This window comes from Petropleomorpha daqingensis, assembly GCF_013408985.1.
GTDB classification, from domain to species: Bacteria; Actinomycetota; Actinomycetes; order Mycobacteriales; family Geodermatophilaceae; genus Petropleomorpha; species Petropleomorpha daqingensis.
In genome coordinates, this window is sequence record NZ_JACBZT010000001.1 from 782,417 (window position 1) to 809,256 (window position 26,840).

At 73.1% G+C, this 26,840-nt stretch carries 27 protein-coding genes; 22 read left to right on the forward strand and 5 right to left on the reverse strand.

Translation table 11 applies throughout. The features are described from left to right. Positions 1-13 precede the first annotated feature (13 nt). Positions 14-472: a universal stress protein gene (locus GGQ55_RS03810; protein ID WP_179715192.1), complete on the reverse strand. Its 459-nt coding sequence runs from the start codon at positions 470-472 to the stop codon at positions 14-16. Between the two features lie 113 nt (positions 473-585). On the opposite strand from GGQ55_RS03810, the gene ppk2 reads away from it, so the two are divergent. From ppk2 to GGQ55_RS03865, 11 genes are all read left to right on the forward strand, one after another. Then, positions 586-1,419 carry a polyphosphate kinase 2 gene (gene ppk2 / locus GGQ55_RS03815; protein WP_179715193.1) on the forward strand — a complete coding sequence of 278 codons (834 nt, stop codon included), beginning with the start codon at positions 586-588 and terminating at the stop codon, positions 1,417-1,419. Positions 1,420-1,555: 136 nt separating this feature from the next. After that, a complete protein-coding gene (locus tag GGQ55_RS03820; protein WP_366488679.1) occupies positions 1,556-2,488 on the forward strand; it encodes an ABC transporter ATP-binding protein in 933 nt (310 codons plus the stop codon). Further along, a complete protein-coding gene (locus GGQ55_RS03825; RefSeq protein ID WP_179715194.1) occupies positions 2,485-3,249 on the forward strand; it encodes an ABC transporter permease in 765 nt (254 codons plus the stop codon). Before GGQ55_RS03820 ends, GGQ55_RS03825 begins: the two co-directional genes overlap by 4 nt. Positions 3,250-3,293: 44 nt before the next feature. Continuing rightward, complete coding sequence (locus tag GGQ55_RS03830) at positions 3,294-4,103, forward strand: ankyrin repeat domain-containing protein (protein WP_179715195.1); 810 nt, start codon at positions 3,294-3,296, stop codon at positions 4,101-4,103. A 128-nt stretch (positions 4,104-4,231) separates the two neighbouring features. Next, positions 4,232-8,068 carry a multifunctional oxoglutarate decarboxylase/oxoglutarate dehydrogenase thiamine pyrophosphate-binding subunit/dihydrolipoyllysine-residue succinyltransferase subunit gene (locus GGQ55_RS03835; RefSeq protein ID WP_366488681.1) on the forward strand — a complete coding sequence of 1,279 codons (3,837 nt, stop codon included), beginning with the start codon at positions 4,232-4,234 and terminating at the stop codon, positions 8,066-8,068. A gap of 1 nt (position 8,069) precedes the next feature. Continuing rightward, positions 8,070-8,255 carry a DUF6104 family protein gene (locus tag GGQ55_RS03840; RefSeq protein WP_179715197.1) on the forward strand — a complete coding sequence of 62 codons (186 nt, stop codon included), beginning with the start codon at positions 8,070-8,072 and terminating at the stop codon, positions 8,253-8,255. A gap of 48 nt (positions 8,256-8,303) precedes the next feature. Beyond that, complete coding sequence (locus tag GGQ55_RS03845; protein WP_179715198.1) at positions 8,304-9,026, forward strand: metal-dependent hydrolase; 723 nt, start codon at positions 8,304-8,306, stop codon at positions 9,024-9,026. A gap of 174 nt (positions 9,027-9,200) precedes the next feature. Next, positions 9,201-10,373, forward strand: coding sequence for an RtcB family protein (locus GGQ55_RS03850; protein WP_179715199.1), 1,173 nt, complete (start codon positions 9,201-9,203; stop codon positions 10,371-10,373). Positions 10,374-10,497: 124 nt separating this feature from the next. Further along, on the forward strand, positions 10,498-11,814 hold the full coding sequence (locus GGQ55_RS03855) for an MFS transporter (protein WP_179715200.1): 1,317 nt from the start codon (positions 10,498-10,500) through the stop codon (positions 11,812-11,814). Continuing rightward, a complete protein-coding gene (locus GGQ55_RS03860) occupies positions 11,811-13,235 on the forward strand; it encodes a pyridoxal phosphate-dependent decarboxylase family protein (protein ID WP_179715201.1) in 1,425 nt (474 codons plus the stop codon). Before GGQ55_RS03855 ends, GGQ55_RS03860 begins: the two co-directional genes overlap by 4 nt. Beyond that, complete coding sequence (locus tag GGQ55_RS03865; RefSeq protein ID WP_179715202.1) at positions 13,232-14,191, forward strand: 2-hydroxyacid dehydrogenase; 960 nt, start codon at positions 13,232-13,234, stop codon at positions 14,189-14,191. Before GGQ55_RS03860 ends, GGQ55_RS03865 begins: the two co-directional genes overlap by 4 nt. Here the strand turns inward: GGQ55_RS03865 and GGQ55_RS03870 are convergent. Then, positions 14,178-15,353, reverse strand: a complete 1,176-nt coding sequence (locus tag GGQ55_RS03870) for an NAD(P)-dependent malic enzyme (RefSeq protein WP_179715203.1) — start codon at positions 15,351-15,353, stop codon at positions 14,178-14,180. The genes GGQ55_RS03865 and GGQ55_RS03870 overlap by 14 nt on opposite strands. A 110-nt stretch (positions 15,354-15,463) precedes the next feature. On the opposite strand from GGQ55_RS03870, the gene GGQ55_RS03875 reads away from it, so the two are divergent. Both GGQ55_RS03875 and GGQ55_RS03880 read left to right on the forward strand, forming a co-directional pair. After that, complete coding sequence (locus tag GGQ55_RS03875; protein WP_179715204.1) at positions 15,464-16,078, forward strand: dTDP-4-dehydrorhamnose 3,5-epimerase family protein; 615 nt, start codon at positions 15,464-15,466, stop codon at positions 16,076-16,078. A 134-nt stretch (positions 16,079-16,212) separates the two neighbouring features. Beyond that, positions 16,213-17,811 carry an FAD-dependent monooxygenase gene (locus GGQ55_RS03880; RefSeq protein ID WP_179715205.1) on the forward strand — a complete coding sequence of 533 codons (1,599 nt, stop codon included), beginning with the start codon at positions 16,213-16,215 and terminating at the stop codon, positions 17,809-17,811. Between the two features lie 3 nt (positions 17,812-17,814). On the opposite strand, the gene GGQ55_RS03885 is transcribed toward GGQ55_RS03880, so the two are convergent. Then, positions 17,815-18,177, reverse strand: a complete 363-nt coding sequence (locus GGQ55_RS03885) for a S24 family peptidase (protein ID WP_366488684.1) — start codon at positions 18,175-18,177, stop codon at positions 17,815-17,817. 52 nt (positions 18,178-18,229) lie between these two features. Here GGQ55_RS03885 and sodN point away from each other — a divergent pair, with 52 nt between their 5' ends. The 7 genes from sodN to GGQ55_RS03920 all read left to right on the forward strand — a co-directional run bounded on the left by sodN (position 18,230) and on the right by GGQ55_RS03920 (position 23,130). Further along, a complete protein-coding gene (sodN, locus tag GGQ55_RS03890; protein WP_179715207.1) occupies positions 18,230-18,634 on the forward strand; it encodes a superoxide dismutase, Ni in 405 nt (134 codons plus the stop codon). A gap of 104 nt (positions 18,635-18,738) precedes the next feature. Then, positions 18,739-20,019 (forward strand): PP2C family protein-serine/threonine phosphatase, encoded by a 1,281-nt coding sequence (locus GGQ55_RS03895; RefSeq protein WP_179715208.1) that lies wholly within the window; start codon positions 18,739-18,741, stop codon positions 20,017-20,019. A gap of 49 nt (positions 20,020-20,068) precedes the next feature. After that, positions 20,069-20,722, forward strand: a complete 654-nt coding sequence (locus GGQ55_RS03900) for a phosphatidylserine decarboxylase (RefSeq protein WP_179715209.1) — start codon at positions 20,069-20,071, stop codon at positions 20,720-20,722. A 3-nt stretch (positions 20,723-20,725) separates the two neighbouring features. Continuing rightward, on the forward strand, positions 20,726-21,526 hold the full coding sequence (gene pssA / locus GGQ55_RS03905; protein WP_179715210.1) for a CDP-diacylglycerol--serine O-phosphatidyltransferase: 801 nt from the start codon (positions 20,726-20,728) through the stop codon (positions 21,524-21,526). Continuing rightward, positions 21,523-22,023: a GNAT family N-acetyltransferase gene (locus GGQ55_RS03910; RefSeq protein WP_179715211.1), complete on the forward strand. Its 501-nt coding sequence runs from the start codon at positions 21,523-21,525 to the stop codon at positions 22,021-22,023. Before pssA ends, GGQ55_RS03910 begins: the two co-directional genes overlap by 4 nt. 10 nt (positions 22,024-22,033) lie before the next feature. Beyond that, positions 22,034-22,336 carry a helix-turn-helix domain-containing protein gene (locus GGQ55_RS03915; RefSeq protein WP_179715212.1) on the forward strand — a complete coding sequence of 101 codons (303 nt, stop codon included), beginning with the start codon at positions 22,034-22,036 and terminating at the stop codon, positions 22,334-22,336. Between the two features lie 11 nt (positions 22,337-22,347). Next, the gene (locus tag GGQ55_RS03920) at positions 22,348-23,130 is read left to right on the forward strand and encodes an HAD-IIA family hydrolase (protein ID WP_366488686.1); all 783 of its coding nucleotides are present in this window, start codon (positions 22,348-22,350) and stop codon (positions 23,128-23,130) included. Here GGQ55_RS03920 and GGQ55_RS03925 read toward each other — a convergent pair. Beyond that, the gene (locus GGQ55_RS03925; protein ID WP_179715213.1) at positions 23,114-23,608 is read right to left on the reverse strand and encodes a hypothetical protein; all 495 of its coding nucleotides are present in this window, start codon (positions 23,606-23,608) and stop codon (positions 23,114-23,116) included. The genes GGQ55_RS03920 and GGQ55_RS03925 overlap by 17 nt on opposite strands. 85 nt (positions 23,609-23,693) lie before the next feature. Here GGQ55_RS03925 and GGQ55_RS03930 point away from each other — a divergent pair, with 85 nt between their 5' ends. Next, a complete protein-coding gene (locus GGQ55_RS03930) occupies positions 23,694-24,644 on the forward strand; it encodes a diacylglycerol/lipid kinase family protein (protein WP_179715214.1) in 951 nt (316 codons plus the stop codon). A gap of 338 nt (positions 24,645-24,982) precedes the next feature. Continuing rightward, complete coding sequence (locus GGQ55_RS03935) at positions 24,983-25,234, forward strand: WhiB family transcriptional regulator (protein ID WP_179715215.1); 252 nt, start codon at positions 24,983-24,985, stop codon at positions 25,232-25,234. 98 nt (positions 25,235-25,332) lie between these two features. Here the strand turns inward: GGQ55_RS03935 and GGQ55_RS03940 are convergent, their stop codons facing one another. Beyond that, entirely contained in the window at positions 25,333-26,814 is a 1,482-nt protein-coding gene (locus GGQ55_RS03940) for a sensor histidine kinase (protein WP_179715216.1), read from the reverse strand. Positions 26,815-26,840 lie beyond the last annotated feature (26 nt).

The following is a 26,840-nucleotide window of genomic DNA, read 5'->3' on the forward strand; positions in this document are numbered from 1 at the left end:
TCTCGCGGCCGCCCTACGTCGTGTGGACGACGAGCACGTCGACGCCGGAGCGCCGGGTGGCATCGGCCGGCACCGAGCCGAGCAGCCGTCCCTTGATGCCGTTGAGGCCCTTGTTGCCGACGACGAGCAGGTCGGCGTTCTCCTTCTTGACGACGTCGAGCAGCGCCTCGACCGGCGAGCCCATCACGGCCACCGTCTTCACGTCCTTGGCGCCGGCCTTGGCCGCGCGCTCGCCGGCGGAGCGGACGGTGTCCTCGGCGGGGTGCGAGCCGACGACCTGGTAGGCCTCGTCGCCGAGGGTGTCCTGGGCCTGGGCGAGCTCGCGGTCGTCGGTGTCGCTCGGCAGGTAGGCGCAGGCGACGACGAGGGTCGCGCCGACGGCACCGGCGATCGCTCCGGCACGGGCGACCGCGCGCAGGGAGGACTCGGAGCCGTCGGTGCCGACGACGACCGTGCGGTAAGCGTCACTCACAGCGCGCACTGTATGTGACTCCTGGTACCGCCTGCCTGTCGAACCGGCCCGTTCCGCCCGGTCGGGCGCACGGACCCGTTGATGCGACGACCCGGCGGGACGATGCTGCGGCCATGACCGCCCGAGCCAAGGCGTCGGTCGAAGAGGCACCGCATCCGGCCGCGCGTGTGAGCAACAAGTTCTACGAGCAGGAGCTGACCCGGCTGCAGGTGGAGCTGGTCAAGCAGCAGGAGTACATCCGCGCCAAGGGCCTGCGGGTGGTGCTGGTCTTCGAGGGCCGGGACGCCGCCGGCAAGGGCGGCGCCATCCAGCGGATCACCGAGCAGCTCAACCCCCGGTTCGCGCGCATCGTCGCGCTCGCCGCACCGACGGAGCGCGAGCGCGGCCAGTGGTACTTCCAGCGCTACGTCGCCCACCTGCCCGCCCGCGGCGAGATGGTCCTGTTCGACCGCTCCTGGTACAACCGCGCCGGCGTCGAGCGGGTCATGGGCTTCTGCTCCGACGAGGAGTACTGGGAGTTCCTGCGCTCCTGCCCGGAATTCGAGCGGATGCTGGTGCGCAGCGGCATCCAGCTGATCAAGTACTGGTTCTCGGTCAGCGACACCGAGCAGGAGCGGCGGTTCCAGGCGCGGCTGCACGACCCGACCAAGCGCTGGAAGCTGAGCCCGATGGACCTCGAGGCGCGCAACCGGTGGGTCGACTTCTCCAAGGCCAAGGACGCGATGCTCGCCGCGACCGACATCCCCGAGGCGCCGTGGTGGGTGGTCGAGGCCGAGGTGAAGAAGCGGGCGCGGCTGAACGTGATCCACCACCTGCTCGACCAGGTGCCCTACGAGGACCTCACCCCCAAGCCGCCGAAGCTGCCGCCCCGCCCGCCGATCCGCGACGACTACGTCCGACCGCCCCGGTCCAGCCAGAACTTCGTGCCGGACGTCGTCCCGGGCTGAGCGCGACGCCTGCGGCCCCGGGTTGTGCCGGAATACCGCCCGGGTGCGCTTGGATGGGGCGATCCGCCGTCCCGACGTCCAGGAGTGCGCCATTTCCAGCGGCACAGCGCCCCGCTTCGCCCCCATCCGGGTCGAGGTGAACGGGCTGTCCAAGTCCTTCGGTTCCGTGCGCGCCGTCGACAACCTGTCCTTCACCGTCGAGCCGCGCTCGGTCACCGGCTTCCTCGGCCCCAACGGCGCCGGCAAGACGACCACCCTGCGGATGCTCCTCGGCCTGGAGACCCCGGACACCGGGCGGGCCACGTTCGACGGCAAGACCTACACCCAGCTCGCCGAGCCGGTGCGCACCGTCGGCGCCGTCCTGGAGACCGCCTTCCACCCGGCGCGCAGCGGACGCAACCACCTCCGGGTGTACTGCCGCGCCGCCGGGCTGCCGACCTCGCGCGCCGACGAGGTGCTCGGCCAGGTGGGCCTCGCCGACGCCGGCGACCGCCGCGCCGGGGGCTACTCGCTGGGCATGCGGCAGCGCCTGGCCCTGGCCACCGCCCTGCTCGGCGACCCGTCGGTCCTGGTGCTCGACGAGCCGGCCAACGGCCTCGACCCCGAGGGCATCCAGTGGCTGCGCGGCTTCCTGCAGCACCTGGCGCACGTCGAGGGCCGCACGATCCTGGTCTCCAGCCACCTGCTGGCCGAGATGGAGCAGACGACCGACCGGGTGGTCATCATCGGCGCGGGCAAGCTGGTGCGGGAGGGGTCGATCGCCGAGCTGCGCGCCGGTGCCGACGGTGCCGGGACCGTGCTCGCCCGCAGCCCCGAGGCGCACCGGCTGGCCGAGGTCCTGCGGGCCGACGGGCACCCCGTCCAGAGCGAGGACGGCGACTCGCTGACCGTCACCGGGATCGCCACCGCCGACGTCGGCCGCTACGCCTTCGGCGCGAACATCGAGCTGCACGAGCTGCGCTCGGTCTCCAACGGCCTCGAGGACATCTACTTCCGGCTCACCGCCGGCCAGGAGCAGTACGCCGCGACCGCCCCCGCGGCCGCGACGCCTCAGGAGGAGACCCGATGACCCGGCTCGTCCGCGCCGAGTGGACCAAGCTCTTCACCACCCGCGTCTGGATCGGCCTGCTGCTCGGCGCGTGCGTGCTCGCCGGCGGCTTCTCCGCCCTGTTCACCGGGCTGGCCGGGGTCTCGCAGAACGGCCAGCCGGGCCTGCCCGCCGTCGGCACCTCCGACTACGAGCAGCTGGTCTTCTCCGTCGGCGCGAACGCCAGCGTACTGCTGCTGATCCTCGGCATCATCGGGATGACCCAGGAGTACCGGCACCGGACGGCGACGCCGACCTTCCTCACCACGCCCCGCCGCGGCAACGTCGTCATCGGCAAGCTGCTCGCGTACGCGCTGGTGGCAGTGCCGTTCGCGCTGCTGATCCTGGCCGTGAACGTCCTGGTCGTGGAGATCTACGCCGGCGCCCGCGGAGACGCACCCGCGCTGAACGCCGACAACCTGCAGACCCTCGGCGCGGCCGGGCTGGTGCTGGTGGTCTTCTCGGTCATCGGTGTGGGCGTCGGCGCGCTGCTGCGCAACCAGGTGGGCGCGATCGTGGGCTCGTTGGTCTACCTGTACGTGGTCGAACCGATCGTGTCCTCGATCAGCGCGATCCAACCTGCGTACAAGTGGCTGCCCGGCGGCGCGGTCCAGGCGATCACGTCGGACTTCCAGGCACCCGATCTGCTCGAGCCCTGGCAGGGCGTCCTCCTCCTGCTCGGCTACGGTCTGGTCGCCGCACTCCTGGGTACGTTCCTCGCCGTCCGCCGAGACGTGGTCTGACGGCACCGCTGCACCACCGACCCTCGAACGGGGGCTGCCTGTTCATGACCACCCGCATGACCGTCCAGCGCCTGGTCCGGCTGATCGCTGCCGGGGACGTCGACGAGGTCCGCACCGCGGTCGCGGACAACCCGCGGCTGCTCGCGCGCGCCGTGGAGCGGGAGGGCGAGGGCGGCTGGACGCCGCTGCACGTGGCCGTGGCGGAACGGCAGGAGAAGATCGTCCGGCAGCTGGTCGAGGCCGGTGCCGACCTCTCCGCGACCACCGAGCAGGGCCGCACGCCGCTGCACGTCGCGCTCGAGCAGGCGCCCGACCTGGTCGGGGTGCTCCGCGAGCTCGGCGCGCCGGTGGACGCGGCCAGCGCCGCCTTCCTCGGCGACCTCGACCGGCTCCGCGAGGAACTGGCCCGCGGTGCACACCTCTCCGACCCCGTGACCGGTGTCGACCTGCTGGCCTTCGCCGCGCTCGGGGGTTCGGTGACCACGGCGCGGCTGCTGCTCGAGCACGGCGCGGACCCCGATCGCGGGGCGCTGCACGCCGCGGCGGCCGGCGCCCACGTCGCCCTGGTGCGCACCCTGCTCGACGCCGGCGCCGACGCCGACAAGCGCGATCCCGAGTCCGGCCGCACGCCGCTGCACGCGGCGGTGACAGCGGGCGGGGACGGCGACGCCGCGGAGATCGTGCGGGTGCTCCTCGCCGCCGGTGCCGACGTCAACGCCACGACCAACGACGGCGCCAGCGCGCTCGACATCAGCCGGGTGGCCGCGGCACGGTCCCGCAGCGCCGACGCGGGCCGCGCGACCGGCAACGACGCGCTCGCCGAACTGCTCGTGGCGAACGGCGCAACCGACTGATCGAGGACGGGTGTGACCCACGTCGTACCGGCCTGTTCAGCGGGAAAGCGGCGAAGTCCCCGGCGTAGACTCGCCACCCGGTCCGAAAACGTCCACAGACGAAGAAGGCACTCGACCCCGTGTCAAGCGTGAGCTCATCCAGGCCGTCCTCCTCGAACTCCTCCTCCGTGGCGGGATTCGGCACCAACGAGTGGCTGGTCGAGGAGATGTACCAGCAGTACCTCGCCGACCCGTCCAGCGTGGACCAGGCCTGGCACGAGTTCTTCGCCGACTACCGGCCCGGTAGCCCGGTCTCCTCCGGTCTGGACCGGGAGAAGCCGACCCAGCAGCCCGCGCCGGCGCCGCAGCCCAACGGGGCCCCCGCCGCGCAGCCGGCGCCTGCGACGCCCGCCGCCGACTCCGCCGGCGCGCAGGGTGCGGCCACGCAGTCCGACGCCACCCAGAAGCCGGCCACCCCGGCCGCCCCGCCGCGGGCCACGCCGGTGCCCGAGCGCACCGAGGCCACCGTGGTCGACCGGGCCGCCGACCGCCGCGACCTGCAGCAGCCGGCCGCCCCCGCGGCCCCGACCGCGCCCGCGAAGCCCCAGCCGTCGAAGAGCGAGGCCAACGGCGTCGTCCGCTCGCCGCTGCGGGGCGCGGCGGCCGCCGTCGTCAAGAACATGAACGCCTCGCTGACCGTCCCGACGGCGACCAGCGTGCGCGCGGTGCCGGCCAAGCTGCTGGTCGACAACCGCATCGTGATCAACAACCACCTCGCCCGCTCGCGCGGCGGGAAGGTCTCGTTCACCCACCTGATCGGCTACGCGCTGGTCCGGGCGCTGGACGACTTCCCGAACATGAACAACGCCTTCGCCGAGGTCGACGGCAAGCCGACCCTGGTGCAGCCCGAGCACGTCAACTTCGGCCTGGCGATCGACCTGCCCAAGGCCGACGGCACCCGCTCGCTCGTCGTCGCCAACATCAAGGGCGCCGAGACGATGGACTTCGCCCAGTTCTGGGGTGGTTACGAGGACATCATCCGGCGCGCCCGGGCGAACAAGTTGACGATGGACGACTTCTCCGGCACCACGATCAGCCTGACCAACCCGGGCACGATCGGCACCAACCACTCGGTGCCGCGGCTGACCGCCGGCCAGGGCGCGATCATCGGCGTCGGCGCGATGGAGTACCCCGCCGAGTTCCAGGGGATGAGCCCCGAGGCGCTGGCCGAGATGGCGCTCTCCAAGATCATCACCCTGACGTCGACCTACGACCACCGGATCATCCAGGGCGCGGAGTCCGGTGACTTCCTGCGCCGGATCCACGGGCTGCTGCTCGGCGAGGACGGCTTCTACGACGAGGTCTTCCGCTCGCTGCGCATCCCCTACGAGCCGGTCCGCTGGGTGCCCGACAAGCTGGTCAGCCACGAGGGCCAGATCGACAAGGAAGCCCGGGTCATCGAGGTCATCGAGGCCTACCGGCGCAACGGCCACCTCATGGCCGACACCGACCCGCTGGAGTTCAAGGTCCGCACCCACCCCGACCTCGACATCGTCGAGCACGGGCTGACGCTGTGGGACCTCGACCGGCACTTCCCCGTCGGCGGCTTCGCCGGCGAGCGCACGATGCTGCTGCGCGACATCCTCGGCGTGCTGCGCAACTCCTACTGCCGCACGGTCGGCGTGGAGTACATGCACATCACCGACCCCGAGGAGCGCGAGTGGCTGCAGAAGCGCATCGAGGTCAAGCACGAGCAGCCCGACCGGGACAAGCAGAAGCACATCCTCGGCCGGCTCAACGCCGCTGAGGCCTTCGAGACCTTCCTGCAGACCAAGTACGTCGGGCAGAAGCGGTTCAGCCTCGAGGGCGGCGAGTCGGTCATCCCGATCCTCGACGAGGTACTCATCGCCGGCACCGACTACGACCTCGACGAGGTCGCGATCGGCATGGCGCACCGCGGCCGGCTCAACGTGCTGGCCAACGTGCTCGGCAAGAGCTACCAGAAGATCTTCGGCGAGTTCGAGGGCAACATCGACCCCTCGACGGTCCAGGGGTCCGGCGACGTGAAGTACCACCTCGGCGCCGAGGGCACCTTCAAGAACCCGTTCCGCGACGCCTCGATCGACGTCTCGCTGGCCAGCAACCCGAGCCACCTCGAGACGGTCAACCCGGTGCTCGAGGGCATCGCCCGCGCCAAGCAGGACCTCATCGACAAGGGCGAGCAGGGCTTCACCGTCCTGCCGGTGCTGCTGCACGGCGACTCGGCCTTCGCCGGCCAGGGCGTCGTCGCCGAGACGCTGAACCTCTCGCAGCTGCGCGGCTACCGCACCGGCGGCACGGTGCACGTCGTCATCAACAACCAGGTCGGTTTCACCACCAGCCCGGCCGCGGCGCGCTCGAGCCTCTACTCGACCGACGTCGCGCGGATGATCGGCGCGCCGATCTTCCACGTGAACGGCGACGACCCCGAGGCGTGCGTCCGGGTGGCGCGGCTGGCGGTCGACTACCGGCAGGCGTTCAAGAAGGACGTCGTCATCGACCTGATCTGCTACCGCCGCCGCGGGCACAACGAGGGCGACGACCCGTCGATGACCCAGCCGCTGATGTACGACATCATCGACCGCAAGCGCTCGGTCCGGAAGCTGTACACCGAGGCGCTGGTCGGCCGCGGCGACATCACGCTGCAGGAGGCCGAGGAGGCGCTCAAGGACTACCGCGGGCAGCTGGAGCGCGCCTTCGCCGAGACCCACGACGCGCGCGACGCGGCCAAGCCGGAACCGGTCATGGACCCGCGCACGCCGCAGGAGTCGACGGTCCGGACGGCGATCACGCCCGAAGTCCTCAAGATCATCGGTGACGCGCACGTCTCGCTGCCCGAGGACTTCCACGTCCACCCGAAGCTGCAGCGGCTGCTGGAGCGCCGGGCGGCCATGGCCAGCGAGGGCAACATCGACTGGGCGATGGGCGAGCTGCTGGCCTTCGGCTCGCTGCTCATGCAGGGCGTGCCGGTGCGGCTGGCCGGCCAGGACTCCCGCCGTGGCACGTTCGTGCAGCGCCACTCGGTGCTCATCGACCGGGAGAACGCCCGGGAGTACACGCCGCTGGCGAACCTGGCCGAGGACCAGGCGAAGTTCTTCGTCTACGACTCGCTGCTCTCCGAGTACGCGGCCCTGGGCTTCGAGTACGGCTACTCGGTGGCCAACCCGAAGGCCCTGGTGCTGTGGGAGGCGCAGTTCGGCGACTTCGTCGACGGCGCGCAGATGGTCATCGACGAGTTCATCAGCTCCGGCGAGGCCAAGTGGGGCCAGCGCTCCGGCGTCGCCCTGCTGCTGCCGCACGGCCTCGAGGGCCAGGGCCCCGACCACTCCAGCGGCCGGATCGAGCGATTCCTGCAGCTGTCGGCGGAGAACAACATGACCGTCGCCAACTGCACGACGCCCGCGAACTACTTCCACCTGCTCCGCCGGCAGGCGCTGTCCGACGTGCACCGGCCGCTGGTCGTGTTCACGCCGAAGTCGCTGCTGCGGGCCAAGGTCGCCGTCAGCCAGGTCGCTGACTTCACCGAGGAGAACTTCGCCCCGGTGCTCGCCGACCCCGGTGTCGGTGGCGAGCCGCTCGACCCGAGCGCCGTGCGCCGGGTGCTGCTCTGCAGCGGCAAGGTGGCCTACGACCTCGGCGCGCACCGCGAGGCCGAGGGCATCGCCGACACCGCGATCATCCGGGTCGAGCAGCTCTACCCGCTGCCCGGCGCGCAGATCCGCGAGGCGCTCGACCGGTACCCGAACGCCCAGGACTTCGTCTGGGTGCAGGAGGAGCCGGCCAACATGGGTGCCTGGCAGTTCATGGCCGTCAACCTGCCCGAAGACCTCGGTGGCCGGACGCTGCGCCGGGTCAGCCGCAAGGCCTCGGCCAGCCCGGCGGTCGGCTCGGCCAAGGTGCACGACGCCGAGCAGCGGGAGCTGGTGGCGTCGGCCTTTGGGGACTGACGTGTACTTCACCGATCGCGGGCTGGAGGAGCTGGCCGACCGGCGGGGCGAGGAGCAGGTCTCCCTCGCCTGGCTGGCCGACCAGCTCCAGGCCTTCGTCGACCAGAACCCCGACTTCGAGGTGCCCGTCGAGCGGCTGGCCACGTGGCTGGCCCGCGGGGGCACGGACGACGACACCGACGACTGAACGGTGCGCCTTCCCCGCGGAAGGCCAGGTGAGCGGCACTCTGGGTAGGTGCTCGGTCACTCCCATGCCCTCTCGGGGCTCGCCGCCGGAGCCGCGACGCTGCCCTGGGCTCCCGTGCACGGCGCGGTGGCGCAGGGCGCCTGGGTCGCCGCGGCGGGTGGCTTCGCGATGCTGCCCGACCTCGACCAGCAGAAGACGACGATCTCGCGCATGTGGGGACCGGTCACCGACCTGCCCGCGGCGCTGATCAACAAGATCTCCGGCGGCCACCGCTGGGGCACCCACGACGCGATCCTGGCGCCCGTCGTCTTCGGGTTCCTGGCCATGGCCGCGTCCAGGACGTTCCCGACCAGCCTGCTGGTGCTGGCGATCGCGATCGGCCTGGCGCTGCGGGCGCTGAACTTCGTCATCCCGGGCCGGGTCGAGAACACGATCATCGGCAACCTGGTGATCTCGTGGGGCGGCGCGTGGCTGTTCCTCGACCACAGCCCGCCGCCCATGTGGCTGCCGTGGGCGGTCGCGGTCGGCGTGCTGGCGCACATCGTGGGTGACTTCCTGACCCGCGAGGGCATCCCGCTGCCGCTGATCTGGATCCTGCACCGCTGCCGGTTCGCGCTCATCCACCTGCGCACCGGCGCGACCGTGGAGCGGGTGCTGCTGGCGCCGGCGTTCCTGGTCGCCACGCTGGTGTTCCTGTACCTGAACACGGGGGTCTCCGCGGCGGTCGACCCGGTCGTCGCCCGGATCATCGGCGGCGTCGGCAGCGGCTGAACCGCCGTCCTCTCTCCCCCTCTCTCCCCCTCTCCCCCGCGATCATGAAGTTCGGGGAGGGACACGCCGCCTCACCGCGGTGTGTCCCTCCCCAAACTTCATGATCGTCTCGGGTGGGGCCGGCAGCGGCCAATTCGGTCGCCGTCGGATCGGTTCGCCCGCAGACTCGACGGCGTGGAACGACTGTCCGACAAGCTCCTCAACTGGGCGAGCATCCTCGACGAGCAGGCCCGGCTGCAGGCCGAGCGCACGGCGTCGATGCCGTTCGTCCGCCCGCACGTCGCACTCATGCCCGACGCGCACCTCGGCAAGGGCGCCACGGTCGGCTCGGTGCTGCCGACCGAGGGCGCGATCGTCCCGGCCGCGGTCGGCGTCGACATCGGCTGCGGCATGATCGCGCTGCGCACGCCGTGGTCGGCGGACGAGGTGCGCGGCCGCGGTCCGCTGGCGCCACTGCGCGGGGACATCGAGCGGGCGGTGCCGCTGTCGGCCGGCAAGTACAACAAGCACCTCACCGGGACGGCGAAAGACCGGGTCGCGGCGCTCGAGGAGTACGGCGAGGAGCTCGGCGTCCTCGGGTCGGTGACGTCGACCGCGCCGAACTGGCCGATGCAGTTGGGCAGCCTGGGCTCCGGGAATCACTTCCTCGAGCTGACCGCCGACGAGCAGCAGCGGGTCTGGCTGTTCCTGCACTCGGGCAGCCGCGGTGTCGGCAACAAGATCGCCTCGAAGCACATCGCGATCGCGCAGCAGCGGGGTCTGCCCGACCTGCCCGACCGGGACCTGGCCTGGCTGGACGAGGAGACGCCGGAGTTCGACCGCTACATCGCCGAGCTGCGCTGGGCGCAGCGGTTCGCACTGCTCAACCGCGAGGAGATGATGGATCGACTCGCCGGCTGCCTGGCCGCGCACATGGGCGTCGACGCCACTCCGGCGCTCGAGACGATCAACTGCCACCACAACTTCACCCAGCGGGAGACGCACGACGGCGTCGACCTCTGGGTGTCCCGCAAGGGCGCCATCCAGGCGAAGCAGGGGCAGGCCGGGCTGATCCCCGGGTCGATGGGCACGGCGAGCTACGTGACCAGCGGCCTGGGCAACCCGCTCTCGCTGGAGTCCGCGCCGCACGGCGCCGGCCGGGCGTACTCGCGGACCAAGGCGCGCAAGACCTTCACCCGCGCGCAGCTCGACGAGGCGATGGCCGGCATCGAGTGGCGGCACAGCGACGTCTTCCTCGACGAGATCCCTCAGGCGTACAAGCCCATCGATCGGGTCATGGAGGACGCGAAGGACCTGGTGGAGATCCGGCACACCCTCCGCCAGCTGGTGAACGTCAAGGGCGACTGACCAGGCAGTGATCAGGTGACCTGATCACCGGCTGTCCTCCCGCACCAGCGTTGGTGCGGGAGGACAGCTTTCGATCAGGTCACCTGATCAAACGCTGAGCCCACCAGCGGCTACGGTTCGGCGGGTGACCGCCGTCCCCACCTCGGCCCGGCTGAGCCGGGGCACGCACCTGGGCTACGCGCTGGGCTCCATCGCGACGGCGGCCTTCGGCACGGTGCCCGGCCTGCTGCTGCTCTTCTACCTGACCGACGTCCTCGGGGTCGCCGCCGGCCTGGCGGGGGTCGTGGTGTTCGCACCCAAGGCGTGGGACGTCGTCCTCAACCCGTGGATCGGCAGCCGGTCGGACCGCACCGAGACCCGCTGGGGACCTCGGCGGCCGTGGATGCTGGCCGGCGGGATCGCCCTCCCGCCGCTGTTCGTGCTGGTCTTCGCCGGGCCGGGAGGCTCGGCGGCGGCGATCTGGGTCGCCGTCGCGTTCCTGCTCGCCGCCACCGCCTACGGCTGCTTCCAGGTGCCCTACGTCGCCCAGCCGGCCGAGATCACCGACGACCCCGGCGAGCGCTCCACGCTGATCTCCTGGCGGGTGGCCGCGCTGGCCCTCGGCATCCTCGTCGCCGGTGCCGGCGCCCCGGCGATCGTCGACGCGGCCGGCGGCGGGCGGGTCGGCTACCTGGCGATGGCGGCGTTCGTCGCCGTCCTCCTGGCGGTCGGCATGCTCGGCGCGGTCGCCGGCACGCGCAGGGCGCCCACGCTCACCCGGGTGCGGAGCGAGGGCCGGCTCGGGACGACGCTGCGGCTGGCGTGGCGGTCCCGGCCGTACCGCGTGCTGCTGATCGGCTTCGTCGTCCAGGCGCTGGGCATCGGCGTGATGCTGGCCGGCGTCCCGTACTACTCGACGTACGTGCTCGGCGACGAGAGCGCCGGCACGCTGCTGTTCGCCGCCCTGGTCGCGCCCGCGATCCTGGTCATGCCGCTGTGGCTGCGGGTCAGCCGGAAGCTCGGCAAGCGCGCCGGCCTGCTCATGTCGTCGGTGCTGTTCGGGCTGGGGGCGGCCGCGCTGGCAGTCGGCAAGGACGGCGGCACGGGCGCGGTGCTGCCGCTGGTGGTCCTCGTCGGGATCGGCTACGCCGGCATGCAGATGTTCCCGCTGTCGATGCTGCCCGACGTCATCGCCGCCGACGAGGCCGCGTCCGGGCAGCGCCGCGCGGGCGTCTTCACCGGCGTCTGGACCGCCGCGGAGACCCTCGGCCTCGCCGTCGGCCCGGGGCTGCTCGGCCTGCTGCTCGCCGCGGCCGGCTACGTCTCGAGCACCGGCGACGAGGTGGTCGGGCAGACGTCCACCGCGGTCACCGCCGTCCGGCTGGGCTTCAGCGTGCTGCCGGCGGTGATCGTGCTGGCCGCCGTGCCCGTGTTCGCCCGCTACCGACTGGAGGACGCGTGAATTCCCACGAGGTGCTCGCCGAGCTGACCGCGCTGCAGGCCGGCGACGTGCCCACGCACGGCGGCGCGACCATGGCCTACGTCTACGACTCCGGCCTGGCCGAGCTCGACGACCTCGCCGCGCAGGCACAGGCGGCGTTCCAGTGGACCAACGCCCTCGACCCCACCGCCTTCCCCAGCGTCGCCCGCATCGAGGACGACCTGGTCGGCGCGGCGCTCGAGCTCCTGAACGGCCCGCCGGGCGCGGTCGGCACGCTGACCTCCGGCGGCACCGAGAGCTGCCTGCTGGCGGTGCTGGCCGCCCGCGAGCGGTGGCGCGCAGGAGGCGGGACCGGCACCCCGCGGCTGCTGCTCCCGGTCACCGCGCACGCCGCCTTCCGCAAGGCGGCGCACCTGTTCGGCCTCGAGGTCGTCGACGTCCCGGTCGACCCGGTCACCTGCCGGGCCGTGCCGGACGCGGTGCGCGAGGCCCTCGACGACCGGACGGCGCTGGTCGTGGTCAGCGCGCCGTCCTACCCGCACGGCGTGCTCGACCCGGTCGGCGAGATCGCCGGGCTCGCGACCGCGGCGGGCGTGGCCTGCCACGTCGACGCCTGCATCGGCGGCTGGATCCTGCCCTTCCTCGACGACGTCCCCGAGCCGTTCGACCTCTCCGTGCCCGGCGTGAGCTCGCTGTCGGTCGACCTGCACAAGTACGGCTACGCGCCCAAGGGGGTGTCGGTGCTGCTCACCGCCGAGCCCGAGCTGCGCCAGCACCACTGGTTCGCCACCGCCGGCTGGCCGGGCTACCCGGTGGTCAACCCGACGCTGGCCGGCACCCGCCCGGCCGGCCCGATGGCCGCGGCGTGGGCGGTCCACCGGCTCCTCGGCACCGAGGGCTACCGCCGGCTGGCCCGGGACACCCGGGCGGCGACGACGGCGCTGGCCGAGGGCATCGCGGCTCTCCCGGGGCTGCGGGTGGTGGGTGCGCCGGTCGCCACGCTGGTCGCCGCCGCGCAGGACGGCCCGGACGGCGTCGACGTGCTCAACCTCGCCGACGAGATGACCGCCCGCGGCTGGCTGCTGCAGCCCCAGCCGCCGTTCGACGACCTGCCGGCGACCCTGCACCTCACCGTCACCGGGGCCACCGCCGGACGGGTCGAGGCGCTGCTGGCCGACCTGGCCGACGCCGCTCGGGCCGCCGCCGCGCTGCCCGCGCCGGTCGCCGATGCCGACCTGGTCGCCGCGGCCGCCACCATCGACCCGGCGGCGCTCACCGTCGCCGAGGTCGACGCCCTCCTGGAGATCGCCGGTGTCGGCGGCGGGAAGCTGCCCGAGCGCATGGCGCCGGTGCACGCGCTGGTCGCCGCCCTGCCCCGCCCTGTCGTCGAGCGGCTGCTGTCCGGCGTGCTCGACCTCGTCTACCGCCCCTCGCGGCCATGACCGGCCACGTCTACGTCCCGCGGCTGCTGACCGACCGCGCCATGGCGGCGCTCGAGGAGCTCGAGCACCCGTTGGTCGTCGGCGAGGAGCGGCCGCCCACCCGCGAGGAGCTGCTCCGCGACGTCGCCGGCGCGGTCGCCGTCGTCTGCACGCTCACCGACCGGATCGACGCCGCCGTCCTCGACGCGGCCGGCCCGCAGCTGCGGATCGTGGCCAACGTGGCCGTCGGCTACGACAACATCGACGTGCCGGCGGTGCACGAGCGGGGCGTCGTCGTCACCAACACCCCCGGCGTCCTGGACGACGCCACCGCCGACCTGGCGATGGGGCTCGTCCTCGCCGCGGCGCGGCGCATCCCCGAGGGCGACCGCTTCCTGCGCCGGGCACAGCCGTGGATCTGGGGCCCGCGGATGCTCGTCGGCCTCGACGTCTCGGCCGGTGCGACGCTCGGCATCGTCGGCTACGGGCGGATCGGCCGCGCGGTGGCCCGGCGGGCCCGTGCCTTCGGCATGCGCATGCTCGCCACGCCGAGCCGCTCGCGGGTCTGGGACGCCGACGCCGACGGGGTGACCTTCGTCGAGCTCGACGAGCTGCTCGCCGAGTCCGACGTCGTCACCCTGCACGTGCCGCTCACCGACGGCACCCGGCACCTGATCGGCGACGCCGCGCTGGCCCGGATGAAGCCGACCGCGTTGCTGGTGAACACCGCCCGCGGGCCGGTGGTCGACACCGACGCGCTGGTCCGCGCCCTGCAGGAGGGCCGGATCGGCGGCGCCGCCCTCGACGTCTTCGAGGACGAGCCGGCCGTCGACCCGCGGCTGCTCGAACTCGAGCAGGTCGTGCTGACCCCGCACCTGGGCAGCGCCGCGACGGCGACCCGCGAGGCGATGTGCGGGCTGGCCGTGCGCAACGTCGCCGAGGTGCTCGCCGGGCGTCCGCCGGTCACCCCGGTGTAGCGACCCCCGACTCCCGGGCGCAGGCGGCGACCGCCTCGGCCACGGCGGCGGCCACCCGGCGGTCCAGCGGGCTGGGCACGATGTAGTCCGCCCGCACCTCGTCGCCCACGACGTCGGCGAGCGCGGTCGCCGCGGCGAGCTTCATCTCCTCGGTGATGCTCGTGGCGCCCGCGTCGATCGCGCCGCGGAAGACGCCCGGGAACGCGAGCACGTTGTTGATCTGGTTCGGCAGGTCGCTGCGCCCGGTGGCGACGACGGCGGCGTACGTCGCCGCCATCTCCGGGTCGACCTCGGGGATCGGGTTGGCCAGCGAGAACACGATGCAGTTCTCCGCCATGGTCGCGATCGCCGACTCCGGCACCGAGCCGCCCGACAGGCCGAGGTAGACGTCGGCGCCGGCCAGCGCGTCGACCATCGTGCCCGCGAAACCCGCCTCGTTCGTGTTGTCGACCAGCCACTGCTTGATCGGCGTGAGGTCCTCGCGGCCGGGGTGCAGGATGCCCTTCGAGTCGGCCACCGAGATGTCGCCGATCCCCGCCTCGAGCAGGATCTTCGTGCACGCGACACCGGCGGCGCCGGCGCCGGCGACGACGACCCGCAGGTCGCCGAGCTCCCGCCCGACCACCCTCGCGGCGTTGCGCAGCGCCGCCAGGACGACGATCGCCGTCCCGTGCTGGTCGTCGTGCATGACCGGGATCGACAGGCTCTTGCGCAGCCGGTCCTCGATCTCGAAGCAGCGCGGCGCGCTGATGTCCTCGAGGTTGATCCCTCCGAAGGAGGGCGCGATCGCCTCCACGGCGGCGACGATCTCCTCGGTGTCGGTGGTCGACAGCACGATCGGGACGGCGGACAGGCCGCCGAACTCGCTGAACAGGCAGGCCTTGCCCTCCATGACCGGCAGCGCGGCCGCCGGTCCGATGTCGCCGAGGCCCAGGACGGCGGTGCCGTCGGAGACCACCGCGACCACCCGCGGCGCCCACGTGTAGCGGCGGGCCAGCGGAGGCTCGGCGGCGATCGCGCTGGACACCCGGGCCACGCCGGGCGTGTAGGTCAACGCCAGATCGGCGATCGACTCGATGCCACGGGTCGGGCGTACCTGCAGCTTGCCGCCCTCGTGCACGGCGAACGCCGGGTCGTCGGCGAAGCGCTCGGGAGCGGTCATGCCACCGTCCTGGTCACCCATGGAACGGAAAGCCTAATTCGGGTGATCAGCGGCCGCTGAACCGGCCTTTCGCGCGCCCGCCCCCGGCCGGTTCGCATACGGTTCGGCGCGTGCAGATCCACGAGCTCGCCGTCCGCGACGCCTACTCCGTGGACCTCGTCCCGCACGGGGACGCCCGAGGCCGGTTCACCGAGTGGTACCGCGCCGATGTGCTCGGCGAGGCGCTCGGGTTCCCGCTGTCCCTCGCCCAGGCCAACCACAGCATCTCCAGCCGCGGCGTGCTGCGCGGCGTGCACTTCGCGCTGGTGCCGCCCGGCCAGGCCAAGTACGTCTACTGCCCGACGGGCCGCGTGCTCGACGTGATCGTCGACGTCCGGGTCGGCTCGTCCACGTTCGGCGTGCACGACGCCGTCGTCCTCGACAGCGAGCAGCCCCGCGCGGTCTACATCTCCGAGGGGATCGGGCACGCCTTCCTCGCGCTCGAGGACGGCAGCTCGGTGACCTACCTGGTCTCCAGCCCGTACGCGCCGGGCCGGGAGTTCGGCATCTCGCCGCTGGACCCCGCCCTCGACCTGCCCTGGCCGGCCGACCTGGAGCTGGAGCTCTCGGCCAAGGACGAGGCCGCGCCGACGCTGGAGGAGGCACAGGCCCAGGGCATCCTGCCGACCATGGAGCAGTGCACCGCGCGCTACGCCGAGCTGCGCAGGGCGGCCGCGCAGCGCTGACGCCGGGCAGCTCACCGGGGCTTCGTTGTGACCCTTGACACACTGTTGCCGGAACGCAAAGGTGGCGTCGTCCTGCCGGCGGTCGCCATGCGGACACCCGTCCGCGTGTGGCGGCGCCCTCGAGGAGGCGTGTCGTGGACGACGTGCGCGTTCCCGTCCTGGTGGTCGGCGGCAGCCTGGTCGGGCTGACGACGTCGCTCCTCCTGGCCGCCCAGGGGGTGCCCCACCTGCTGGTGGAACGCCACCGCGGCACGGCCGTGCACCCGCGCGCCGCCTCGTTCCATCAGCGGACGATGGAGATCTTCCGCGGCCTCGGGCTCCAGGAGGCCGTCGAGGAGGCGGCCGCGCGGGAGTTCGTGCAGAACGGCGCGATCGTCTCCGTGCCGAACCTGGCCAGCCCCGAGGTGACCTACTTCTTCCGCCACTTCAACGAGGGCGTCGAGCACCTCAGCCCGACCTCGCGGTTGTTCATCACGCAGATCGGCCTCGAGCCCCTGCTGCGCGACCGGGCCCGGGAGCTGGGCGCCGAGCACCGCTACGGCACCGAGCTGGTGGACGTGCGGCAGGACGACGACGGCGTCACCGCCCTCCTGCGGAACCGGGACGACGGCGCCGAGCAGACCGTGCGCGCCGATCACCTGGTCGCCGCCGACGGCGCGCACAGCCAGGTCCGGGAGCGGGCCGGCATCGAGCTGGCCGGCCGCGGCTCCTTCGCCGAGTGCGTGACCATCTACTTCCGCGCGGACCTGCGGGAGCTGATCGGCGACCGCGCCCTCAGCGTCGTCTACGTCAACTCCCCCGAGCTGCTGGGCTTCTTCCGCTTCTCCTTGGCCGGCGACTCCGGCTTCCTCGCCGTCTTCTCCACCACGGAGGCCGACGGCAGCCGGGACACGCACGTGGCCGAGGACCTCGACCCTGCCCGCTGCACCGCCCTGGTCCGCACCGCCCTCGGCCGGCCGGACATCGACGTCGAGGTGGACAACGTGCAGCGCTGGACCGCCGGCGCGACCCACGCCGCCCGGTTCCGCGACCGCCGGATCTTCCTGGCCGGGGACGCGGCGCACGTCATGCCGCCCACCGGGGGCTTCGGCGGCAACACCGGCGTGGCCGACGCGCACAACCTGGCGTGGAAGCTGGCGCTGGTCACCCGCGGACTCGCCGGCGACGGGCTGCTCGACACCTACGACGCCGAGCGCCGGCCGGTGTGCGACCTGATCGTCGAGCAGGCCTACACCCGCTATGTGCTCCGGGTGGACCCGACGCTGTCCCGCGAGGGCATGGCCCCGCCCATGGACGACGCGTCGATCGAGCTGGGTCCCGTCCACCGCTCGGCCGCCGTCCTCCCCGACGAGCCGGACGACGGCGCCCGGCTGGTGGACCCTCGGCTGCCCGGGGGCCGGCCCGGCACGCGCGCGCCGCACGTGCCGGTCACCGTCGACGGCGCTCCGGGCTCGGTGCTGGACCTGGTCGGACCCGACCTCGTCCTGCTGACCGGCGGCAAGGGCGACCGGTGGACCGAGGCCGCCGCCGCGATTGGGCTGGCCACGAGCACGGTGAGCGCGGCGGGTCCGGTGGTGGACCCCGGCGGCAGGTTCGGCGAGGCGTTCGGCATCGAGGACGACGGCGCGGTCGTGCTGCGGCCCGACGGGATCGTGGCCTGGCGGGCGCGCCGGTGCCCGGACGACCCGGCGGCGGTGCTGGACGGCGTCGTCCGGACGGTGCTGGCGCGGTAGTCCTCAGCTCGGTGGCGGCCCGGGCAACCGGCCCGGCCGGGGCCACAGCCGGGCCACCACCCGGCCGACCGGCACGGCGACCCCGAACGAGCGGCTGTCGTCGGTGACCAGCGGGTTGTCGCCGACCACCCAGCTGCCGCCCGGCTCGTCCCGCACCGCCCGCTTGACCACCAGCAGTTCCGGCCGGGAGGGGAACCGGGCGAGGACGACGGTGCCGGGCGGGACCCGCCGTCCCGGACGCAGCCGGCGCACCAGCAGCCGGTCGCCGTGCCGCAGGGTCGGCGCCATCGACGGGCCCGTGACGTGGGCGAGCACCCAGGTGGAGGGCAGCGGGGCCACCCCGCTCCCGCTGTCGTCCGCGATCACCGCGAGTAGGGTCGCAGACGACCCCGAAATTCCGACATCCGGAGGCACATCCATGCGTTTCACCCGCATGTTCTCCGCCGTCGAGGCCACCGCGCACTGCGACCTCCCCTGCGGCGTCTACGACCCGGCCCAGGCCCGCATCGAGGCGGAGTCGGTCAAGGCCATCCAGGAGAAGTACCAGGGCAACGAGGACCCGGCCTTCCGCACCCGCGCGATCCTGATCAAGGAGCAGCGGGCCGAGCTGGTCAAGCACCACTTGTGGGTGCTGTGGACCGACTACTTCAAGCCCCCGCACTTCGAGAAGTACCCGCAGCTGCACGAGCTGTTCAACAAGGCCACCAAGCAGGCCGGTGCGGCCGGCGGCAAGGGCAGCATGGACCCCGCCGAGGGCCAGAAGCTGCTGGACTACATCGCCGAGATCGACAAGATCTTCTGGGAGACCAAGGCCGCGTCCTGACCTTCCGAACGATCGCTGCCGGGTGGCCCGCACGGGCCGCCCGGCAGCGTCGTCCCGGGACGCCCCCGCCACCGGAACGGGCGCGGCCGACCTAGGGTCCGAGCATGCACGCCTCCGGCGCCCCCTCGTTCGACGTCGGCGCATTCCTCGAACGGGTCGAGGCGGCGGCGCCCATCGAGGCGGTCGAGCAGGTGGCCGATGCCCTCGCCGAGTGGGTCGGCGCGCGCCGGGTGACCTTCCTGATCGCCGACTTCAGCGGCCGCGCCCTCGTCCGGCTGACGTCCACCGGCCCGGCCGTCGAGGGCGCGGCCGTCGAAGGTGCGCGGAGCCGGTCCGAGGAGCACGCCGAGACCGTGCCGCTCGCGGGCAGCCGGTACGAACCGGTGCTGCGCACGCAGCGGATCGACGTCCAGGCGCTGCCCGACGGGGACCGGCTGATCGTCCCGGTCACCGATCGCGGCGACGCGATCGGGGTGATCGAGCTCGACGTCCCGGGCCCGGCGCACCCCGAGGTGGTGGCCGACGTCGCCGCGGCCGCGCACGCGCTGGCCTACGTCGTGATCGCGGCCCGCCGGCACACCGACGTCTTCGAGTGGGGTCAGCGGACGACCACGTTCTCGCTCGCCGCGGAGATCCAGCGCCGCCTGCTGCCGAGCTCCTACACGTGCGAGGCGGGGCAGTTCACGCTCGCCGGCTGGCTGGAGCCGGCGGCCTCCGTCGGCGGGGACACCTTCGACTACACGCTGGACCGCCACTCGCTGCAGATCTCGATCACCGATGCCGTCGGCCACCAGGTCGCCGCCTCGCTGCTCGCCACGCTGTTCGTGGGCGCCCTGCGCAACGGCCGCCGCAAGGGGCTCGAACTCGTCGAGCAGGCCCGGGCGGCCAACGACGCCCTGGCCGCGCACGCCGCACCCGGCCAGTTCGTCACCGGCCAGCTGGCGCGCATCGACCTGCAGACCCGCGAGGCGGTGATCCTGAACGCCGGTCATCCACTCCCCCTCCGGCTGCGAGCCGGGCGCGTGGAGGAGATCCAGCTGGCGGTGCAGCCGCCGTTCGGCGTCGTCCCCGGTCAGACGTTCCTGCTGCAGCGGCTCCCGCTGGAGCCCGGCGACCGGCTGGTGTTCCTCACCGACGGCATGCAGGAGCGCAATGCCGCCTCGCTCGACGTGGCTCAGGCGCTGGTCGACACGGCGCAGCTGCATCCCCGCGAGGTCGTCCACGCGCTGGGCGACGCCGTCCTGCACGCGACCGGCGGCAACCTGCGTGACGACGCGACCATGGTCTGCCTGGACTGGTACGGCGGGCCGCCGCGCCTGCGGTCCAGCGAGTTCGGCTCCGACCCCAGCCTCGCCTCCGCCGAGCGGGAGCCGGGCGGCGCCTGAGCCTCGCCCGCGCGTGCCCCGAGGCCCCTCCCGGTACCGTTTGCCCACGATGCGCATCGACCGGGCCGGGTGGCCCTTCATCACCGGACCGCTGGCTCCCGCCGCGGTCCTCGCGGTCGCCGGCGGACGCCGGATCCGCCTGCTGATGTGGCCGTTCGTGCTGCTGTCGGCCTACATGGCGCTGTTCTTCCGCGACCCCGACCGGCGCTGCGACGTCGAGAAGCCCGACCCCGACGAGGTCCTCTCCCCCGCTGACGGCGTCGTGATGGTGGCCGGCGAGCCGCAGGAGGGCGTGGCGCCCGAGGGCGACTGGCAGCAGGTCAGCGTGTTCCTGTCCGTCGTCGACGTGCACGTCAACCGCTCCCCCTACCGCGGTCAGGTCGTCGAGAGCTCCTACCGCGCGGGCAGCTTCCTGGCCGCCTACCGCAAGGAGTCCGCGCACAAGAACGAGCGCAGCGAGCTGTGGCTGCGCGACGGCGAGCGCACCGTGGTGTTCCGGCAGATCGTCGGGGTGCTGGCCCGGCGGATCGTGACCCGCACCGGCGTCGGCCACGAGCTGGCCACCGGCGAGCGCATGGGCCTGATGAAGTTCGGGTCGCGGATGGACGTCTTCGTCCCGCGGGAGTGCACTGTGACGGTGCAGAAGGGCCAGCGCGTGCGCGGCGGCGAGACCGTCATCGCCCGCTGGCCCGGGCGCGGCTGAGCCATGCCGCCCACCCGACGCACCGCGACGGTCGAGTTCGTCCGCCACTCGGCCCGGCGCAGCCGCCGCCGCGCGCTGGCCACGCTGCCCAGCCTGTTCACGCTGGCCAACATGCTGTGCGGGTTCACCGCGATCCTGGTCTCGATCCGCGGGGAGTACACGTTCGCCGCGATCCTGGTCGGCTGCTCGGTGGTCTTCGACATCACCGACGGCGCGGTCGCCCGGCTGGTCGGCGCGGTGACGCCGTTCGGCCTGCAGTTCGACTCGCTCGCCGACCTCGTCTCGTTCGGCATGGCGCCGGCGCTGCTGGCCTTCACCCTGTTCTCGCAAGGTCACGACGCCTTCGACCCGCTCGGGTGGTTGGCCTGCGCGCTGTGGGTGGCCTGCGCGGCGATCCGGCTGGCCCGGTTCAACACCACGATCGACCCCACCGCCGACAAGCGGTACTTCATCGGCATGCCCAGCCCCGGCGCGGCGGGCGTCGTCCTGGCCTCGGTGTTCGCCTTCGGCGACCAGATGCAGGGCCGGGACCGGCTGTGGGTGCTGCTCATCGTCGCCGTCCCGGCGCTGCTCATGGTCAGCCGGATCCGGTTCCGCTCGTTCCGGTCGCTGGTCAGCCCGAAGAGCGGCCGGCCGTACGGGCTGATCGCCGCCGCGATCCTGCTGATCATCGGCTTCGTGTTCATCCCGGTGGTCACCGGCGTCGTGCTCGCCTACGGCTACCTGCTGGCGCCGCTGATCCTGCCGGTCCTGTCCCCGCTGGCCCGGCTCGTCCCGGACCGGGTCAAGGAGGTGCTCACGTGAGCGTGCGTCCTATCCGTCCGGACGACGTCCCGGCGGTGGTCGGGCTGGTGCGCGAGCTGGCCGAGTACGAGAAGGCCCTGCACGAGGCCCGCCTGACCGACGAGCAGCTGCACGCGGCGCTGTTCGGCGAGCACCCCGCTCTGTTCGGGCACGTGGCCGAGGTCGAGGGCACCGTCGTCGGCACGGCACTGTGGTTCCTCAACTTCTCCACCTGGCGCGGCACCCACGGCATCTACCTCGAGGACCTCTACGTGCGCACCGCATTCCGCGGCGGCGGCCTGGGCAAGGAGCTGCTGCGCACGCTCGCCGAGACCTGCGTGCAGCGCGGCTACAACCGGCTGGAGTGGGCGGTGCTCGACTGGAACACGCCCTCCATCGAGTTCTACAAGGCGCAGGGGGCCGTCCCGCTGGACGAGTGGACCGTCTTCCGGCTCACGGACGACGCCCTGCGCGACTTCGCCGGCCGTCGGGATGCCGAGGCCGCCGGACCCGCCTAGCGTCGCGGAGGTGGCCGATCCCGACCTGCCCTCCCTGGTGCGCCGGCGACTGCTCGAGCTGAACATCACCGCAGAGCAGGCCTCCCGGCTCTCGCACTGGGCCGTGGCGCCGGAGACGATCGAGCACCTGGCCGCCGGACGCCGGTCCGGGCTGGTCAGCGACCGGCTCGCCGACGCGCTCGCCCGCGCGCTCGGCGTCCCGGAGAACCGGGTCCGGCGAGCGGCCGGCCTGCCCGAGGTGCCCGATCCCCGGGAGAGCATCGAGACCACACCGCAGCTGCGCCTGATCAAGGGCGGCGGCTCGTCCGGATAGGGTCGGCCGTCGTGACCACCGAGCGCAAGCGGGCCGAGTGCTGGCTCACCGACATGGACGGCGTGCTGGTGCACGAGGGGAACGCGCTGCCCGGCGCCGCGGACTTCCTCGAGCGGCTCGTCTCGAGCGAGCGCCGCTTCCTGGTGCTGACCAACAACTCGATCTTCACGCCCCGCGACCTGTCCGCCCGGCTCGCCCGGTCGGGGCTGCAGGTGCCCGAGGAGTCGATCTGGACCTCGGCGCTGGCGACGGCGGACTTCCTGACCCATCAGATGCCCGGCGGCTCGGCGTACGTGATCGGCGAGGCCGGTCTGACCACGGCGCTCTACGAGGCGGGCTACACGCTCACCGACACCGCGCCCGACTACGTCGTCCTGGGCGAGACCCGCACCTACTCGTTCGAGGCGATCACGCGGGCGATCCGGCTGATCGGCGACGGCGCCCGGTTCATCGCCACCAACCCCGACGTCACCGGGCCCTCGCCGGAGGGCCCGCTGCCGGCCACCGGCTCGGTCGCCGCCATGATCACCAAGGCGACCGGCGCCGAGCCCTACTTCGTCGGCAAGCCCAACCCGATGATGTTCCGCAGCGCCATGAACCGGATCGAGGCGCACTCCGAGACGACGGTCATGGTCGGCGACCGCATGGACACCGACGTCGTCGCCGGCATCGAGGCGGGCCTGGAGACCGTGCTGGTCCTGACCGGCTCGACGCAGGTCGGGGACATCAAGCGGTTCCCGTTCCGGCCGAGCCGCGTGTGCGACTCGATCGCCGACGTCATCGAGATGATCTGAAGAACGCCAGCCGCGCCTCGGGGGTGGCCAGCAGGTACAGCGAGACGGCGACAGGCACCAGCATCGGGATGCCGACCTCGGGGTGCTGGTAGCTGAACGCCGCCGTGAGCCCCAGCGCGCCGAGGATCAGCTGCACGGCCACCACCGGGCCCCGGGACCACGACGCCAGCCGCCACAGGCCGCGCGCGCACGCCGCGAGCAGCACCGCCCCGAGCAGGGCGAACAGGACGAGCCCCCACGCGCTCTTGTCGCTCTGGGCGTCGCCGGTGAGGGTGCGCAGCGTCACGTAGCCGGCGGCCAGGACGAGGGCCACCGCCTCGACCGCCACCACCACCGCGGCCCACCGGACGGTCCGGGGCGTCGCCTCGGCCTGCTCCTTCGGCTGCCTGGGGGGCTGCTCGGCGGCGGCGCCGAGCACCCGGTCGGCCAGGCTCGGCCGACTGCGCCGCGGCGGCGGCCCTGCGTGCTCGTCGTTCACGTCGCGAGGTTACGCGCGTCCCACGCGTCCCCCTGGACCCGGCGCGCTCCCGGTGGCCGAGCGTTCCGGTGGCTAGCCTGGCCGTATGCGCGCTCTCGTGGTGGTCAACCCGGCGGCGACCGCCACGACCCCCAAGGTCCGCGACGTCCTGGTCCGGGCGCTCGCGAGCGAGCTGAAGGTCGACGTGGCCCACACCGAGCACCGCGGCCACGGGCGCGAGCTGGGCCGGCGGGCGGCCGAGGACGGCGTCGACGTCGTCGTCACCCTCGGCGGCGACGGCACGGTCAACGAGGTCGTGAACGGCCTGCTCGAGCACGGGCCCTCGGCGCACGTGCCGACGCTGGCCGTCGTCCCGGGCGGCTCGACCAACGTCTTCTCGCGCGCGCTGGGGCGCTCGCGCGACCCGATCGAGGCGACCGCCGAGATCCTCGACTCGCTGCGGGACGGTCGCACCCGCCGGGTCTCGCTGGGCACCGCGAGCGTCGAGGCCGTGGACGGCTGGACCGAGCCCCGCTGGTTCGTCTTCTCCGCCGGGCTCGGCTTCGACGCCGACGTCATCACCCGTGTCGAGGCCAAGAGGGCGCGGGGACGGCGCTCGACCGGCCTGCTCTACGTCCGCGAGACCACCCGCGAGTTCCTGTTCGGCCGCGAGCGCCGCCGGCCCGCGATGACGGTGTGCCCGGACGGCGAGCCCGCCGTCGACGAGCTCTTCCTCTGCCTGGTCTCCAACGTCAGCCCGTGGACCTACCTGGGCGCACGGTCGATCAACCCGAGCCCGGACGCCTCCTTCGACGCCGGTCTCGACGTCTTCGCCCTGGGGCGGATCGGGTCGCTGCGGATGACGCGGACCTTCCTGCAGACCATCTCGCCCCGGCCGAACACCCGTGGCCGCGGCGTGCACCGCTGGCACGACCTGCCGGAGGCCACGGTGACGGCCACGCGCCCCCTCACCTGGCAGCTGGACGGCGACTCGCTCGGCACCGCGACCGGCCTCCGGGTGCGCAGCGTGCCGGCGGCCCTCCGCGTCGTCTTCTGACGGCCCGCTCGCACTCCGCTCCCAGCCCGTTCACAGGCCGCTGGACTGGGCCTTAGCACAGCACGCCCGGTTGCCGTCAAGGACTTCGCCGGTGTGGTGGACCGGTCGAGTGGCGCGCCTATCACGCGCGTGGTGAGGTTGCTCACGAGGGGGTCGATGACGACCCCGTTTCGCTTGACAGGTGTTCCGCTCGTGAAAACATCGCGGGAGGAAAGCAACCTGCCGGTAACAAAGCAGGAAAGTCGCCGAGCCACGGCGCTGGGCAACCGGTGTCGGCCCGCGGAGCGGACCGAGGCCGGCGACGACACGCACGACTTGACACCGAGGAGTACACCACCATGGACTGGCGCCACCGCGCCCTGTGTCGCGACGAGGACCCCGAGCTGTTCTTCCCCATCGGGACGAGCGGTCCGGCCGTCACGCAGATCGAGCAGGCCAAGTCGGTGTGCCAGCGTTGCCCGGTGGTGCAGTCGTGCCTGGACTGGGCACTGCGGTCCGGTCAGGACTCCGGCGTCTGGGGCGGCCTGTCGGAGGACGAGCGCCGCGCGCTCAAGCGCCGTCAGGCCCGCACCCGGGCGTTCACCGCCTGATCCACTCGACGCACCACCGCGCGGCGCGCCGCGCACCCTGACGCCGCGAGGCCGGTCCCGGAGCTGCTCCGGACCGGCCTCGCGGCGTTCGTCCGGTCTCAGCGGCGCGGACGTCCGGCTCCCGGCAGCGTGAGCACGACCTCGGTGCCGGAGCCGGCCGCGGTCGGCCCCATCTCGAGCTCGCCGCCCAGCTCGCCGGAGATCAGGGTGCGCACGATCTGCAGGCCCAGGCCGTCGCTGGCCGCGAGGTCGAAGTCCGCGGGCAGGCCCATCCCGTCGTCGCGGACGCGGACGACGAGGTCGTCGCCGTCCCGCTCGGCCACCAGCTCGATCGCGCCCGGCTCGCCGTCGGGGAAGGCGTGCTCGGCGGCGTTCTGCAGCAGCTCGGTGATCGCCATGACCAGCGGGGTCGCCGTGGCCGCGGGCAGCTCGCCGAACTCGCCGACGCGGCGGGCCCGGGCGGCCGGCCCGACGACGGTCAGGTCGCCGAGCATGGGCAGCACCCGGTCGAGGACGTCGTCCACCACGACGACGTCCTCCCGGCTGCCGGCCAGGGTGTCGTGGACGACGGCGATCGAGGCGACCCGCCGCACCGACTCCTCCAGCGCCGCCCGCGCGGCCGGCTCGGTCATCCGCCGGGCCTGCAGCCGCAGCAGCGCGGCGACGGTCTGCAGGTTGTTCTTCACGCGGTGGTGGATCTCGCGGATCGTCGCGTCCTTGGTCATCAGGGCGCGGTCCCGGCGGCGGACGTCGGTGACGTCGCGGACCAGCACCAGCGCGCCGGCCGGCCCACCGGGCGCCTGCAGCGGCAGCGCGCGCAGGAACATCGTCGCGGCCGGCCCCTCGACGTCCGTGGGGTCGGGGAACCGGCCGTCGACCGCCGCGGCGATGCCCGCCGCCACCGCCTCGCCCGCCACCCGGTCGGCGGTGGCCGCCCGGGTCATCTCGGCCAGGTCCGCGCCGACCAGGTCGCCGGTCAGCCCCAGCCGGCGGTAGGCCGACAGCGCGTTGGGGCTGGCGTAGGTGGCCCGGCCCTCGGCGTCGATGCGCACCAGGCCGTCGCCGACGCGGGGGCTCATCTCGGCGTCCTGCAGCTTCTGCGGCGGGAACGTGCCGGCCGAGACCATGAGGCAGAGGTCGGCGGCGATGTCGAGGTAGGTCAGCTCCAGCGTCGACGGGGAGCGGGTGACGGCCAGGTTGGTGTCCTTGGCCAGGACGGCGACGACGACGCCGTCGTGCCGGACCGGGATGACCTCCCGGCGGCGCGGGCTGGCGCCCGACCAGTCCGGCTCCCCCTCGGTGACCGGGCGGCCCTCGCGGTAGGCCACGACGAACGGCTCGGCGGCCGTCCCGGAGGCCTCGGCGCCGACCAGGTCGTCGGGCTGGCTGGTGGGCGCGGTCAGCGGACGGACCTGGGCGACGCACCACCACCGGCCGTTCTGCAGGGGCACCCACAGGGTCAGGTCGGCGAAGGCGAGATCGGCCAGCAACTGCCAGTCGGCGACCAGCCTGCGGGCGTGGTCGACCTGCGAGGGGCTGGAGGCCGATCCGCGGTTGAGGCGCTCGGACAGGCTGCTCATGGTTGCCGTCGAGCCTAGGTGCCTAG